Source organism: Pseudomonas sp. Pseusp18 (assembly GCF_059506005.1).
Map to the genome: position 1 here is coordinate 1,964,507 of NZ_CP169240.1, position 13,590 is coordinate 1,978,096.

The window sequence follows — 13,590 nt, forward strand, 5'->3', positions numbered from 1 at the left end:
GCTCGACAGCGCGGCTGAAACCCCCGAGGGGGAATCAGGTTGGCGGGGTGTCGTCCAGGCACATCAAGCTCTCGATTCGGGCCGGGCTGAAGGGCGGGCGGGGCGCCGAGGGTTGCCAGCCAAACAGGTGCTGCGCCGCGCCGCCACACACCCGGCCCTGACAGGCGCCCATGCCGCAGCGACTGGCCAGCTTGGCTTCGCGCCAGTCGGTGTGCCCGGTCAATGCGCCGTAGGGCACGTCTTCGCAGCGGCAGACCAGGGTGTCGGGGCGGGCCAGGGACTTGAGTTGCGGGTCGAGGGCGAAGGCCTGATTCAGTGCCTTGGCGAAACCCTGCCAGCGTGCCCGGCGTGGCCACAACTGGCGTGCCGCTTCAAGGTCACCGACCGCCGCGTGCCCAGCAATGGCACCTTCGACCAACGCCAGTTCACTGCCACCAAACCCGGTGCATTCACCCGCGGCATAATGATCGACGCGACTGGCCTGCCAGGCATCCACGGCCAACGCCTGCCCCTCGATGGCGTAACCCAGTGCCTGACCCAACTGAATGTTCGGGATCAAGCCGAAACCACAGGCCAGCCGATCACAGGCCAGTTCGATGATTTTGCCCTGCTGTTGCAGGCGCACACCTTCCAGCCGGTCAGTGCCAAGGGCGGCCAGCACATGCGTCGCGGTGCGGTAATGGCGGTCGAACAGGCTGAACGATTGCAGCCATTTGCCAGGCCAGCGGGGCAGTTGTGCGGCGAAACCGGCGACGGCGGTGCGCGAGGCTTGCTCGGCGATGCGCTGGACCTGCGCGCCGTGTTTTTTCGCGGTGGCGGCACTGGCCAGTAACAGCGGACCGCTGCCGGCGATCACCACGCGTTCACCCTGCACCGGCAGGCCCGCCTTGATCAGCGCCTGCAAGCCACCGGCCCCGGTCACGCCAGGCAACGTCCAGCCGGGGAAGGGCAGCAGCAACTCGCGGGCGCCGGTGCACAGAATCAATCGGTGATAACTGATCAGCCAGCCGTCATCGTCATTTTCGACCAACAGTTGTTTCGGACCGGGACTGGCGATCACCCGAGTGCCGGCGTGGCGGCGGATGTTGCTGCAAGCCTGCAAACGTTCACGCAGGCGAAGGGCCTGATCGGGCACATTGGCTTGAGGGCCGTCACGCCAGATTTGCCCGCCCGGCAGCGGATTGTCGTCGAGCATGACGATGCGTGCGCCACTGGGGGCGGCGGCAAGAGCAGCGGTCATGCCAGCGGGGCCGGCTCCGATGATCAGCAGATCGGCGTATTCGTTCATGGGCATGTTTGCACCTGCATGCCGTCGCGGCACAGAGTCTGGCAGGCCAGGCGTCGCCGGCCGTCGATGGTCACCCGGCATTCCTGGCAAATGCCCATGCCGCACAGCGGTGCGCGGCGTTGGCCACTGACCGAAGTGCGTGTGCATCCGTCGCTGCCCAGCGCCAAGGCTGCGGCGACGCTGGTGCCCTCGGCCACCTTCAAGGCGCGGCCGTCCAGCAGTAATTCAGGCATAGGCGGGTTCTCCGAGGAAACGCTGGGGCAGATAGGGTTGCGCGGCCAGTGGCGGGGTTTCGTTGAACAGCTGCGCCACCAGCAAATCGGCGGTGCCGGGGGCCGTAGTGACGCCCAACCCTTCGTGCCCGACCGCCAGCCACAAACCCTGCTGCTGTGGGTGCTGGCCAACCAGCGGCAGGCCGTCGGGGCTGGCGGCGCGAAAGCCGGTCCAGGCGCGGATGCCGTTGAGCCGGGCCAGCCCTGGCATGTACTCGGCGGCTCGCTTGAGCATTTTTGCCAGCATCCAGCCTTCGACCTGCGGGTCGGTGGTGCCGAATTGCCGTGAGGCTCCGATGAACAATTGCCCGGTCGGGCGCGGCTGAATATTGCAGGCGGTCGATGGGCCGGTGGCGTTGTGCGCGCTGGTGACGTAACCCAGCTCCACCAAGGTGTGGGTGACGGTGCGGGGGTAGCGGTCGGTAATTAGCAGGTGGCCTTTTTTCGGCTCGATGGGCAATTCCGGGCACAGTTCGTTGGCCTGAATGCCGTTGGCCAACACCACCGCTTCGGCCCGCAACCAGTGGCCGTCATCGAGGCAAACGCGGTGACCATCGACGGCGCTGACCCGCGCCCGGTGCTGACGGATGTTCGGTGTGTCGAGCATCCAGCGGGCCGTCGCCGGCGCATACAGAATGCCGTCGCCATTGATCAACAAGCCGCCTTCCAGACCCTCGCGCAGTTCCGGTTCACGCTGACGCAAAGCGCTGGCGCTGATCAATTCGCACGCCACGCCTTGGGCTTTCAGGTTCAGGTATTTGCTGTGGGCGACCGCCATTTCCTCGGCGTTGGCCGCCAGCCACAGTGTGCCGTTGTTGCGGTAAGCGCAGCCGTCGGGCAGGTCCGGCGCCAGTTCGCGCCAGCGTTGCAGGGAATATTGGCTCAGGGCCAGTTCGGCCGGGTTGTCGTCGAGCACCAGCAGGTGGCCCATGCCTGCCGCCGTCGCACCGTGCAGGCCGGCGTCCAGCACCAGCACCTGCAAGCCACGACGGGCCAGCGCCTGGGCGCAGGCGGCGCCGATGATGCCTGCGCCGATCACGATCACATCGGCCACCAGGCCCTCGCTCATGGGCGAATGCCCCAGGCGAACGGGTCATCCTGTTCGATGATCAAACTGGCTTCGGCGCTGATAAAGGCACGGCCGCGAATGGTCGGCACGATGCGCTCGCCTTGCCATTCATAAGAGCCTTCGAACTCGCTGCCGATGACACTGGCCTGGCGCCAGATCTGCCCCGGTTGCAACTTGTCGTCCGCCGCCAGGCACGCCAGTTTGGCACTGGTGCCGGTACCGCACGGTGAGCGGTCATAGGCTTTGCCGGGGCATAGGACAAAGTTGCGACTGTCGGCGTGATCGTCATCGGCGAACAGCTCGATATGATCGATTAGCCCGCCGTCTTCGCCACGAATGCCCTGGGCTTCCAGCGCTTGCTGCACGGCGTAGGTATAAGCGGTCAGCGCGTCGAGGTTGTCGCCGGCGACCCTCAGGCCATGCTCGGCAATCAGGAAAAACCAGTTGCCGCCCCAGGCGATATCGCCGACCACCTGGCCGATGCCCGGCACCTGCAACACCAACGCCTTGCGGTAACGGTAGGCCGGCACATTGCGCACGCTCACCGAATGGTCTTCGTGCAGGGTCGCCTGCACCATCCCCACCGGCGTCTCGATACGATGCACGCCGGGGCCGATTTTGCCCAAGTGCGCCAACGACGCCACCAGGCCGATGGTGCCGTGGCCGCACATGCCCAGGTAACCGCTGTTGTTGAAGAAAATCACCCCGGCACAGGCGCTCGGGTCCACAGGTGTGCAGAGCAGGGCACCCACCAGTACGTCGCTGCCTCGTGGTTCCAGCACGCAGGCCGCGCGCCATTGATCGTGATGGTCGGCCAGCCGCTTGCGCCGTTCGGCCATGCTGCCGGTGCCCAGGTCAGGAAAACCGGCGGTCACCAGGCGGGTCGGTTCGCCGCCGGTGTGGGAGTCGATCACGGTGATGCGTTTCATGGGAGGGCCACGTCCGTTCAGATGAGTGAACGCAAGAGTGGCCTGTGCGGCGGGGTGCCGGCTTGATGGATTTATCCTGTGCCGATGACGAAATCGGCACAGCATCCTGAGCCGTCAGTGGGCGTGGGGCAGGTGTTCGAACAGGGTCTTGCAGACCCCGGCAATGTGTTCGTCCAGCAGCTTCACCGCCAGCTCCACATCGCCGGCACGACAGGCCGCGAGGATCTCACGGTGTTCGTGATCGGCCCGTTCCTTACCAGCCGACAGGCTCATTTGCATGCGCAGGTAGCGCTCCAGCTTGTCGTTGACCGAACGAATCAGGCTGACCAGAAACGGCCGTTGTGCCGGTTCGTAGAGGCAGGCATGCAGCTCCCAATTGAGCTCGGCCCAGCGGCCCACGTCGTCCTCGCCGATGAATTCCTGACAGATACGCTCGGCACGGGCGAAGGTTTCTTCGGTCATGTTGGGGATGGCCAGGCGCAGTATTTTGTCTTCCAGCAACATGCGCACTTCGAACATCTGCGCCAGCTCGGCATCGGAAACCCGCGTGACCATCGCCCCGCGATTGCGCTGGAACATCACCAACCCTTCGGCCTCCAGCCGCTTGAGGGCCTCGCGCACCGGAATCTTGCTGACGTTGAACTGGCGGGCAATGTCGTCCTGGCGAATCGGCTCATCTTCGGCGAAATGCCCGGCGACGATCGCGTCGCGCAGATGACGGGTGATGATTTCCGAGGTCGAAGGCGTATTGCCAAGGTCGGGAGCGTTGAGTTTGGGTAGGTTCACGGCGGCGATCGTTTGAAGTGAGATAGCGATAGGGTATACGAAATCCTTTCGCTGATCTTCCTTGGGCCGTATGAACCTCAGGACGTATGCTGTACCCCGGATCGCTTCGCCACGCAGTGCAGGCTCGACCAATCCCGACTTCAAGGAACATGGATGTGAGAAACAAATACGCAGCGGGTCTGTTTTTTTTACTGACGATTGTGGCTGTTCAATGTGCTTATTCCAGCGGTATGGACGAGTCCGTCGAGAACGCCTCACTGCTCAGCAAAATACTGGATGGGAATGACACGATGAACTTGACCCAGGCTAGCGAATACTCAGCCGAGAATCGTTCGGTCAACATCGATGTAGATCACTCTCCGGAGGAGGCCAAAAAACTTTGCTCCGAAATCAGTGCCATCGTTGAGTATCACGACTTGGTTTTTGCCCCAGGCTGGACTGTGCAGATGACCACCCCAAGCACTGATGGTGCAGTTATCGCAGTCTGCCCGCTTTAAAACGAATGCCTGTCAGTAAACTGCGCAAAACGCGTGGGGGCGAGCAGACTCGCTCCCACGGGTATTTTGCTTACCTGACCGGCAAGGGCGTTTGATTTCAGGTGTTCAGTCAGAACCGGTAGTTGGTACTCAACTCCAGGGTCCGTGGCGCTCCGGGGGTGATCAGGTCCACGGAGCCATGGGCCGAGGCGTAATAGTCCTTGTCGAAGACGTTGCGCAAACGCAGCGCCATGTCCCACTTCGGCAGGTTATAGAGCAATGCCGCGTCCACGGTGGTGTAAGCGGGCATGACCACCTGATTGTCCAGGGCGGTGTAGCGGTCATCGACATAGTTCGCGCCCATGCCGACACGCCAGGTGTTGGTCAGCGAGCGCACCAGCCAGAGGTTGGCACTGTGACGCGGGGTCAGGGTCGGTGTCTGGCCTTCGTTGGCGACGCCGTTGGTACGGCTGTTGGACTTGGTGATCTCGGCATCCAGGAAGGCGTAGCCGGCATAGACCTGCCACTTGTCGCTCAACTGCCCGCTGGCGGTCAGTTCCAGGCCGTCGGTGCGCTGCTCGCCCGACAGGACCAGTTTGGTCGGGTTCGCCGGGTCGGTGGTTTTCATGTTGGTGCGTTCCAGGCGGAACAGCGCCGCCGTCAACGCCAGGCGATTGTCGAGCAGGTCCCACTTGCCGCCGATTTCGAAGTTAGTGGTTTGCTCCGGTTCAAGGTCCTGGTTGGTGGTGCTCAGGGCGAAGACTTCGGAAGACGGCTGGTAAGAGCGACTCACCGAAATGTAGTAGGACTGGACCTGATCAGGCTGGTAGACCAGGCCTGCACGCGGGCTCCAGGTGTTGTCGGTTCGAGACATGGTGGCGCGGGTCAGGTCATCCGAATATTCCTGGTCGAACACGTCATAGCGCACGCCCAGCAGCGCTTTCCAGTGCGGGGTCAGTTCAATCAGATCCTGGACGTAGAAACCGGCCGTGTCCTGGGTATTGGTGCCCTTGGCGGTTTGCCGATTGGCCTGGAACGGTACGTCGACCAGAGCATCGCGGTACACCGGAACCCGCGCTACGTTGTTCTGGCTGAAGACGGATTGATCCTTGACCTGGCGCCCCAGTTCCACACCATAGAGCAGGTTGTGGTTCATCCCGGCGAGCGTGGCCTGTTGCTTGAGTTCGGTCTGGTTGAACCAGCCGTCTTCCTTGCGCTGCACGTTGCCGCGGTTGAGCTTGACCAGCAATTCGCCGTTGGGGGCAGTGACGAAGCGTGTCGGGCTGGAGTCGGCGAGGGTGTTGTTGCGATCCAGGTCGTAGTGGTAGTAGCGGCTGGTGTTGCTCAGGGTGAAGTCGTCGTTGAGGCGGTAGTCGACGCCCGCCGTGAACGAGAACACTTCGCTGCGAGTGTAATCATCATCCGGGTCGGCGGCGCCGAAGCGCTTGTCCCGGTCGACATTGACCGGACGGTTGCCCAGCGCGGGGATGCCGAAGTCGATCAGGCGTTTATCGTAGAGGTACGTGGCGCCCAGATTCAGCTCAAGATCATCGGAGAGCTTGAAGTAGGCCGAAGGTGCAATGGCCTTGCGGTCGATGTAACCGTCATCGCGGAAGGTGTCGCTGTTCTCCAGAGCGCCAGTTACCCGGAAGGCCTTGTCGTTTTGCTGCTGATCGGCCCAGCCCGCGTCGAACTGCGTGCGCTTTTTGCCTTCGCTGTCGAAGCTGACACCCACTTCCTGCTTGGGGGTGAAGTTGGGTTTCTTGCTGATGCTGTTGATCAGGCCACCGGATGAACCGCGGCCATAGAGCACCGCTGCCGGCCCCTTGATCACTTCCACCCGCTCGACGTTAGACAGATCGCGGAAGTACAGCGCGTCGTCGCGGACACCGTCGACGTACATGTCGCCAATCGCACTGAAGCCGCGAATGGTGACCTGATCGCGCTGGCCATCGCCGTTGGAAAGACCGATGCCAGGAACGTTTTTCAGCACGTCTTCCATCGATTGCGCGCCCTGGTCCTTGATCACGCTCTGCGGGATCACGTTCACCGTTTGCGGAATGTCGCGCAGCGGGGCATCGATCTTCAGCGCACTGCGGCTGTCGGTCGGCCTGTAGCTTTGTTCGCTGTAATCACTGGTCACAGCGGTGGCAGGCAGGGTGACTGCCGATTGGGTTTCTGCCTGTAAATCGGGGACTGCCAACAGCCCCAGCAGCGAGAGAGAGGCTGGGTAAATGCGCGGTAAAGCCACCATGAGCTCCTTTTTAGTTATGGCGCTAATGATAACGATTACCTTTTGTAAGTAAATAAATATCATTCAGCTATGAAGTCGACACACTGACTGTTGGTGCTTTACCGCACATACGGAAAAACATATATTCGGCCAAGCGCATATAAGCTGATGCTCCGTTGTGACGCATAGCCCAAACCAGCGAGAACCGAAATGTCTGACTCTCTGACGCCGACCACCGTTTTCAAATGCCTGGCTGACGACAACCGCGTCCGCATGATGCTGCTCATCGCCCGTGAGGGAGAGTTGTGTGTTTGCGAGTTGACCTGCGCGTTGAACGAGAGCCAGCCGAAAATCTCCAGGCACCTGGCGCAGTTGCGCACCTGCGGATTGCTGGTGGACCGTCGACAAGGCCAGTGGGTTTACTACCGACTGCACCCGACTCTTCCTGACTGGGTGAATCAGATGCTGATCGTGGCACTCGAAGCCAACACGCACTGGTTGAGCCCCGATGCCAAACGCCTTGCACAAATGGGCGACCGTCCTGAACGGGCAGCCGCCTGCTGTCCGGCTTGATGATTGCCAAAGCACCCTCCCTGACAACCGCTACAGAGCACCTCGACATGACTATCAAAGTGGGCATCAATGGTTTTGGCCGCATCGGTCGTCTCGCCATGCGCGCCGCCTGGCACTGGCCGGAGTTTGAGTTCGTGCAGATCAACGACCCGGCAGGCGACGCGGCGACGCATGCGCACCTGCTGAATTTCGATTCGGTGCATGGCCGCTGGAATGATCAAGCCAGCGCCGAGGGCAACTGTATTGTCATCGACGGCAAGCGCATCAAGGTTTCTGCCAACAAGGCGATTGCCGATACCGATTGGTCGGGCTGCGATCTGGTGATTGAAGCCAGCGGTAAGATGAAGACTGTCGCGGTGCTTCAGGCGTACCTCGACCAGGGCGTCAAGCGCGTGGTGGTCAGCGCTCCGGTGAAAGAAGAGGGCGCGCTGAACATCGTCATGGGCGTCAACCATCAACTGTTCAATCCGGCGGAACATCGCATCGTTACCGCTGCGTCGTGCACCACCAATTGCCTCGCGCCAGTGGTCAAGGTGATCCATGAAGCGCTAGGCATTCGCCACGGCTCGATCACCACCATTCACGACTTGACCAACACCCAAAGCATTCTCGACCAACCCCACAAGGATCTGCGTCGTGCGCGGGCTTCGGGCATGAGCCTGATCCCGACCAGCACCGGTTCGGCCACCGCCATCGCGGAAATTTTCCCTGAGCTGCGCGGGCGTCTGAACGGTCACGCGGTGCGCGTACCGTTGGCCAATGCGTCGCTGACTGATTGTGTGTTCGAGGTCGAGCGCGTCACCACGGTTGACGAAGTGAATCGGTTTCTCAAGGACGCGTCCGAGAACGAACTCAAAGACATCCTCGGCTTCGAGGAGCGTCCGCTGGTGTCCATCGACTACCGCACCGATCCGCGCTCATCGATCATCGATGCGCTGTCGACCATGGTCATCAACGGCACCCAGGTCAAACTCTATGCCTGGTACGACAACGAATGGGGTTACGCGAACCGCACCGTCGAATTGGCCAGGATGGTCGGTCTGGCCGTTTAAGGAGCGTTGATGAAAGCCTTGTCAGCCCTCGCGCCGTCAGTGCGGCAATACCTGCTTGTTACGGGCAATTACTGGGCTTTTACCCTCACCGACGGTGCCTTGCGCATGTTGGTGGTGCTGCACTTTCACGGGTTGGGCTACAGCCCGTTGCAAATCGCGGCGTTGTTTCTGTTCTACGAACTCTTTGGCGTGATCACCAACCTGCTGGGCGGTTATCTCGGCGCGCGACTGGGGTTGAACCGGACCATGAACATCGGGCTGGGGATGCAGGTGGTGGCGCTGTTGATGCTGACGGTGCCAGTCACCTGGCTGACGATCCCTTGGGTGATGGGGGCTCAGGCGCTGTCGGGGATTGCCAAAGACCTGAACAAGATGAGCGCCAAAAGCTCGATCAAACTTCTGGTGCCCGACGGGCAACAGGGCACGCTTTATCAATGGATAGCGATCCTCACCGGCTCGAAGAATGCCCTCAAGGGCGTCGGTTTCTTTCTCGGCGGGGCATTGCTCGCCCTGATCGGTTTCAGAGGGGCGTTGCTGGCTATGGCAGGCGTTCTTTCGCTGATCTGGCTCGGCAGCCTGATCCTGTTGAAAAAGGACCTGGGCAAGGCGAAAGCCAAGCCCAGGTTCCGCGACATCCTCTCCAAGAGCCGGGCCATCAACATCTTGTCGGCGGCACGGATGTTCCTGTTCGGTGCCCGCGATGTCTGGTTCGTCGTGGCTTTACCGGTGTACTTGAGCAGCGTTTTTGGCTGGGACTTCTGGAAGGTCGGTGGATTCCTCGCGGCCTGGGTGATTGGCTACGGCATCGTGCAATCGCTCGCGCCGCGGATCACCGGCAAGCAACGAGGGCATGTCCCGGATGGTCGCGCGGCGTTTCTTTGGGCGGTTGCCTTGGCGGGCCTGCCAGCGGCAATCGCGCTGGGGCTGAACACCGGGTTGTCGCCGCAGTGGGTGCTGTTGGGCGGTTTGATGATCTTTGGTGCGTTGTTCGCGGTGAATTCCTCGCTGCACAGCTACCTGATCGTGTCCTACGCCAAGGAAGACGGCGTATCGCTGGATGTGGGCTTCTACTACATGTCCAACGCCATGGGACGGCTGATCGGCACCGTGCTCTCCGGTTGGGTTTTTCAGGTCTTCGGGCTGGAAGCGTGTTTATGGATATCCAGCGCATTTGTTATTTTCGCGGCACTGATTTCTGTTAGGTTGCCGCGGCATTCCAACGTGCTCTAAATCGCTCTAAAAGTGCTGTTTCACGCGTTTTACACTTATTAAGTGCAACTTCCATTTATATTTATTTTGGCGCGTGTGACATTTTTCAGGCGCCAAATATTTGAAATTTTTTATATGTAACGAAAAGCGATTGTTCTTAGCGCAATTAATTCATACACACGCTTACAACCTAAGCCATACATTACCCACCAGAACAGGCGGCGAGGAATAACTACAACAACCTGATCACTAAAAACCTGACACAACAAAAACTAAAATCTCCTTATAAGTCGGTGAGCATCATGATTAAAGTCATGGCCTACTTTTTAATAGGAGCTGGTATTGCAGGATGCAACGGTATGGTAAAACCCGACTTGTCGGGACCTGCCAATGATTCATATTTCTCAGTCTTCTCAGGCTTTCCCTTGCCCTATCTGTACACGGCCTCGGCTGTGCAATGGAACGAGGATTACGCCGTCACCACCCGCCACACCCCACTCATTCGCAACGTGATATACAGCTGCAGCACCGGTTGCGATCTGGTCTTCATCAAGCACAAGGCCGACGGCCATTATCCGTCATGGCGCGCACCGCGCGTGGGTGAGCACATCACTGCCGTGGGAACGAGCCCGTATATGACAACGGTCAGCGGGCAAGGCAAGGTGTATCCGGCGCCTTTCATCAACAGTGATGAAGGCAGCGGCGAACGCTATGCCATCCATGATGCCCCGATGATCAAGGGGATGTCGGGTGGGCCGGTTATCGCCAATGACGGCAGCATTGTCGGTATTAATGTCGGATTCTTCTCCACCACACTTCACGATGTGAGTTTTCACCCTGGGGTAAAGGGCGCTGAACGGATCAGTATCTTTATTCCTTACTCGATCATTCAGCGTGAGTGGGGGTTGATGCAGGCACAGCTTAACGATTCGCACGGCACGAAATACGCGCAGAAGTAGCGTTGGGTCATCACCGAATCCGGAACATCGGATTCGGTGTGACGTGGCACCTCTATCACTCGCTTATTCAATCAAGGCGTATATTGATAGTGTCGATCCCGTTAGTTGAGGCGATAGCCAATCGTCGGTGGTTTGACAGGCGAGAGCGTTGGGGGGAGTTAGATATCCCGGAACGTTTGGAGGTGTTACATGAGCCAATATCAACGACTCTTTCTGATAGCCGGCCCAGCCATGCGTCACACCCCGGCGTTGGAACGAGCTGTCGCCATTGCCGAAGCCACTGGCGCCGCGCTGCACATCACGGTGTTTATCGAAGACTCTCATCTTTTGGGTTTGATGAGCGCCGGTGCGCGGTTTCGTGAGGCCTGTCAGCAAGAGAACGAAAAGTGGCTGAAGGATGAAGCAGATCTGATACGCGGGCGCGGGGTCACGGTGAGCACCGAAGTGCTTATAACCCGCAGCGCGTTGCAAGAAATCCTTCGGCACGTGGCAGAAATGCAGCCGGATCTGGTGATCAAGGACGTGCAGCACGAGTCTGCACTCAAGCGTGTTTTCGTTACGCCTCTGGATTGGCACCTGTTGCGCGAATGTCCGGTGCCTGTGCATCTGGTCAGCGAAGTCAGGTGTCCGCTGCCGCGGGTGATCGTGGCGGCGGTCGATCCGTCGCAACCCGAGACGCAGATCACCGGCATCAACGACCGCATCATCCAGGCAGCGAACGGACTGGCCATGCAATGCAACGCAGAACTGCATTTGCTACATGCCTATGATCTGTCGCTGACGCATATAGCCGACGCAGGCGCGGGTGCAGTGACGATGCCAGGCTTCAACAGTGACGTGCGCAGGTCTCTGCATAAGTCATTCATCGCATTGGCCGACCACTTTGGCGTGCCCACCGAGCGACAACACTTCGTTGCGGGCCCGCCCGGCAAAGCGCTGGCTGACTTTGCAGCGCATCACCGGGCCGATGTGATCGTCATGGGCAATGCGCATCGCAAGGGGGTGGGCAAGTGGGTAGGCAGTACGACAGAGCATGTTCTGTATCGAGTGCCCTGCAACATCTTCGCGGTCACGGGGTCACGGGGTCAGCGGATCAGTGAATGAATCCGTTATCAAATGACTAGCAAAACGCGTCTCGGCGGCTGGTGCGGGATTTTTTGAGGGCACGTTCCGAGATATCCCAGTAGGTATCGCTATCGGTTGCTGCCAGGAATTAGCACCTCAATTATTAAAAAGATGAAAGAAAACTATTTTTCTCTACTTTATATGCTAGTCCTTTAAAGATGAGGAGTTACTCAGTGTAGAAAAGCGCTCAGTAAGTGCTATACAGACCCAAAAAATGGCAATGGAGTGTGCCGGAATAGACTGGCTTGAAAAGACCATTGCCATCAAGAATGCTACAAGCGCCGCACCAATTTTTACTTGATAAATATCAGTCGTCCGGCTTACTGCGGCCTTACGAACAGCTACTAAACCACGTCGAATGACAGAAATCATAAAAAAGAAGAAAAGTAGTAAGCCAAAAATACCAGTGTCATGAAGTAACGCCAAAGGTAGATTTGATATCCATGCGCTACGATGGCTATCCGAACCTACTAATTCTGGAGCGAATGAATATATTTCACTAAAGCTATAGATTCCATTTCCTAAGAACGGGTTCTTGAGTATCGACTCAGCGGCAAGCCCCCACATGATAAACCTTGTTCTAACAGAGTGCGTTCTGCCAATTATTTCATTGTCGCCAAATTCGGCCATTACAAAATAGGATGCTGCAACTATAAGGCCAATCAGCAATAATGCCGCAAGCGTGTACCAAACGAAGCTTCTGGCCTTGTAATGGCTTCGCTTAATCAGCGCATAATATATCCCGACAGACAATATATAGGAAATCCAAGGAGCTCGAGAGAAGGAAAACAGCAAAGAAGTATGCAGTCCCAAGACCAGAATCCACCACCAAACCTTCTTGGTTTTGCCAAGCGCAACCACAGCCAGCGTTATGAGGGAAACAAACACGCCAAACAGATTAGCCTCAGTTATACCCCCTCTGATTCGTGTACCACCACTCCCTTCTTGAAGCCAATGAAGTGCAACCTCGGGGAGTTGTAAGTGAAGCAGTGACGCCACGTAAACTATAGAAAGAAATGGCCCACAAAACCACGCCAAGGATAAAAAAGCTCTAGACTTAAATATGGTGAATGGGTTAGCCCTAAGCCAGATAGTCATATAATAAAAGCTGATGGCAAAAAGAAGTCCCAAGAACATTTTGAGAGACCAGGTAGGAACGGGACCCATTGCAGATGAAAAAAACGTTAGCACGATCCATACAAGAAGAATCAATCCAGTGTTAGGAAGTTTAAGCGGAATTTTTGATCCAATTAACAATACGCAAATGATTAAGAAGAGTGGAACGGATAGTATCCGTTCCAGGGTCAAGGTGTTACCACCCAAGGACCACTCTATATTATTAAAAGTTACGGTAAAGCCTATGATTAGAGCTAGCACATACCGAGTTGATAGTCTTGAGGTCGGGATGCTATAGGCGTGTAACGATGTCATAATGTTCCTGCTTTTTAACTTTCTTAATTAGTTGCAAGGGCATGGTGAGGAGGGCCCCAGGAGGAAGTTTTCATGGACTTTATTCGCTTGAGCAAGTGCATCGCCCTCGTATTTCTGATAAGGTTTTCATCAAAAGCAAGACACGAAATTCAGAACATTAAACGATATAATCTTTGACATCACGTTCT

Annotated in this window: 13 protein-coding genes; 6 read left to right on the forward strand and 7 right to left on the reverse strand. The window is 58.1% G+C overall.

Features of this window, described 5'->3' with window-relative positions:
- Positions 1-34 precede the first annotated feature (34 nt).
- From ACEN9A_RS08645 to ACEN9A_RS08665, 5 genes are all read right to left on the reverse strand, one after another.
- Positions 35-1,288, reverse strand: a complete 1,254-nt coding sequence (locus tag ACEN9A_RS08645) for an NAD(P)/FAD-dependent oxidoreductase (protein WP_258674158.1) — start codon at positions 1,286-1,288, stop codon at positions 35-37.
- Complete coding sequence (locus ACEN9A_RS08650; protein ID WP_008074690.1) at positions 1,285-1,521, reverse strand: (2Fe-2S)-binding protein; 237 nt, start codon at positions 1,519-1,521, stop codon at positions 1,285-1,287. Before ACEN9A_RS08650 ends, ACEN9A_RS08645 begins: the two co-directional genes overlap by 4 nt.
- The gene (locus tag ACEN9A_RS08655) at positions 1,514-2,629 is read right to left on the reverse strand and encodes an NAD(P)/FAD-dependent oxidoreductase (protein WP_258672991.1); all 1,116 of its coding nucleotides are present in this window, start codon (positions 2,627-2,629) and stop codon (positions 1,514-1,516) included. The genes ACEN9A_RS08650 and ACEN9A_RS08655 overlap by 8 nt, the downstream gene beginning before the upstream one ends.
- The gene (locus ACEN9A_RS08660) at positions 2,626-3,558 is read right to left on the reverse strand and encodes a 4-hydroxyproline epimerase (protein ID WP_258672992.1); all 933 of its coding nucleotides are present in this window, start codon (positions 3,556-3,558) and stop codon (positions 2,626-2,628) included. The genes ACEN9A_RS08655 and ACEN9A_RS08660 overlap by 4 nt, the downstream gene beginning before the upstream one ends.
- Positions 3,559-3,672: 114 nt before the next feature.
- The gene (locus ACEN9A_RS08665) at positions 3,673-4,344 is read right to left on the reverse strand and encodes a GntR family transcriptional regulator (RefSeq protein ID WP_007935506.1); all 672 of its coding nucleotides are present in this window, start codon (positions 4,342-4,344) and stop codon (positions 3,673-3,675) included.
- Between the two features lie 149 nt (positions 4,345-4,493).
- Here ACEN9A_RS08665 and ACEN9A_RS08670 point away from each other — a divergent pair, with 149 nt between their 5' ends.
- Positions 4,494-4,841, forward strand: coding sequence for a hypothetical protein (locus tag ACEN9A_RS08670; RefSeq protein ID WP_019581959.1), 348 nt, complete (start codon positions 4,494-4,496; stop codon positions 4,839-4,841).
- 109 nt (positions 4,842-4,950) lie between these two features.
- Here the strand turns inward: ACEN9A_RS08670 and ACEN9A_RS08675 are convergent, their stop codons facing one another.
- Positions 4,951-7,074, reverse strand: coding sequence for a TonB-dependent receptor (locus ACEN9A_RS08675; RefSeq protein ID WP_258672993.1), 2,124 nt, complete (start codon positions 7,072-7,074; stop codon positions 4,951-4,953).
- Positions 7,075-7,263: 189 nt separating this feature from the next.
- Between ACEN9A_RS08675 and ACEN9A_RS08680 the strand changes: the two genes are divergently transcribed.
- The 5 genes from ACEN9A_RS08680 (at position 7,264) to ACEN9A_RS08700 (ending at position 11,950) form a co-directional block, all read left to right on the forward strand.
- Positions 7,264-7,626, forward strand: a complete 363-nt coding sequence (locus tag ACEN9A_RS08680) for a metalloregulator ArsR/SmtB family transcription factor (RefSeq protein ID WP_258672994.1) — start codon at positions 7,264-7,266, stop codon at positions 7,624-7,626.
- 47 nt (positions 7,627-7,673) lie between these two features.
- The gene (locus ACEN9A_RS08685; RefSeq protein WP_258672995.1) at positions 7,674-8,678 is read left to right on the forward strand and encodes an ArsJ-associated glyceraldehyde-3-phosphate dehydrogenase; all 1,005 of its coding nucleotides are present in this window, start codon (positions 7,674-7,676) and stop codon (positions 8,676-8,678) included.
- A 9-nt stretch (positions 8,679-8,687) separates the two neighbouring features.
- Positions 8,688-9,908 carry an organoarsenical effux MFS transporter ArsJ gene (gene arsJ, locus ACEN9A_RS08690; protein WP_018928291.1) on the forward strand — a complete coding sequence of 407 codons (1,221 nt, stop codon included), beginning with the start codon at positions 8,688-8,690 and terminating at the stop codon, positions 9,906-9,908.
- Between the two features lie 338 nt (positions 9,909-10,246).
- Complete coding sequence (locus ACEN9A_RS08695) at positions 10,247-10,846, forward strand: trypsin-like peptidase domain-containing protein (protein WP_018928290.1); 600 nt, start codon at positions 10,247-10,249, stop codon at positions 10,844-10,846.
- Between the two features lie 189 nt (positions 10,847-11,035).
- Entirely contained in the window at positions 11,036-11,950 is a 915-nt protein-coding gene (locus ACEN9A_RS08700) for a universal stress protein (RefSeq protein ID WP_258672996.1), read from the forward strand.
- A gap of 165 nt (positions 11,951-12,115) precedes the next feature.
- On the opposite strand, the gene ACEN9A_RS08705 is transcribed toward ACEN9A_RS08700, so the two are convergent.
- Complete coding sequence (locus ACEN9A_RS08705) at positions 12,116-13,294, reverse strand: O-antigen ligase family protein (RefSeq protein WP_258672997.1); 1,179 nt, start codon at positions 13,292-13,294, stop codon at positions 12,116-12,118.
- Between the last annotated feature and the right edge of the window lie 296 nt (positions 13,295-13,590).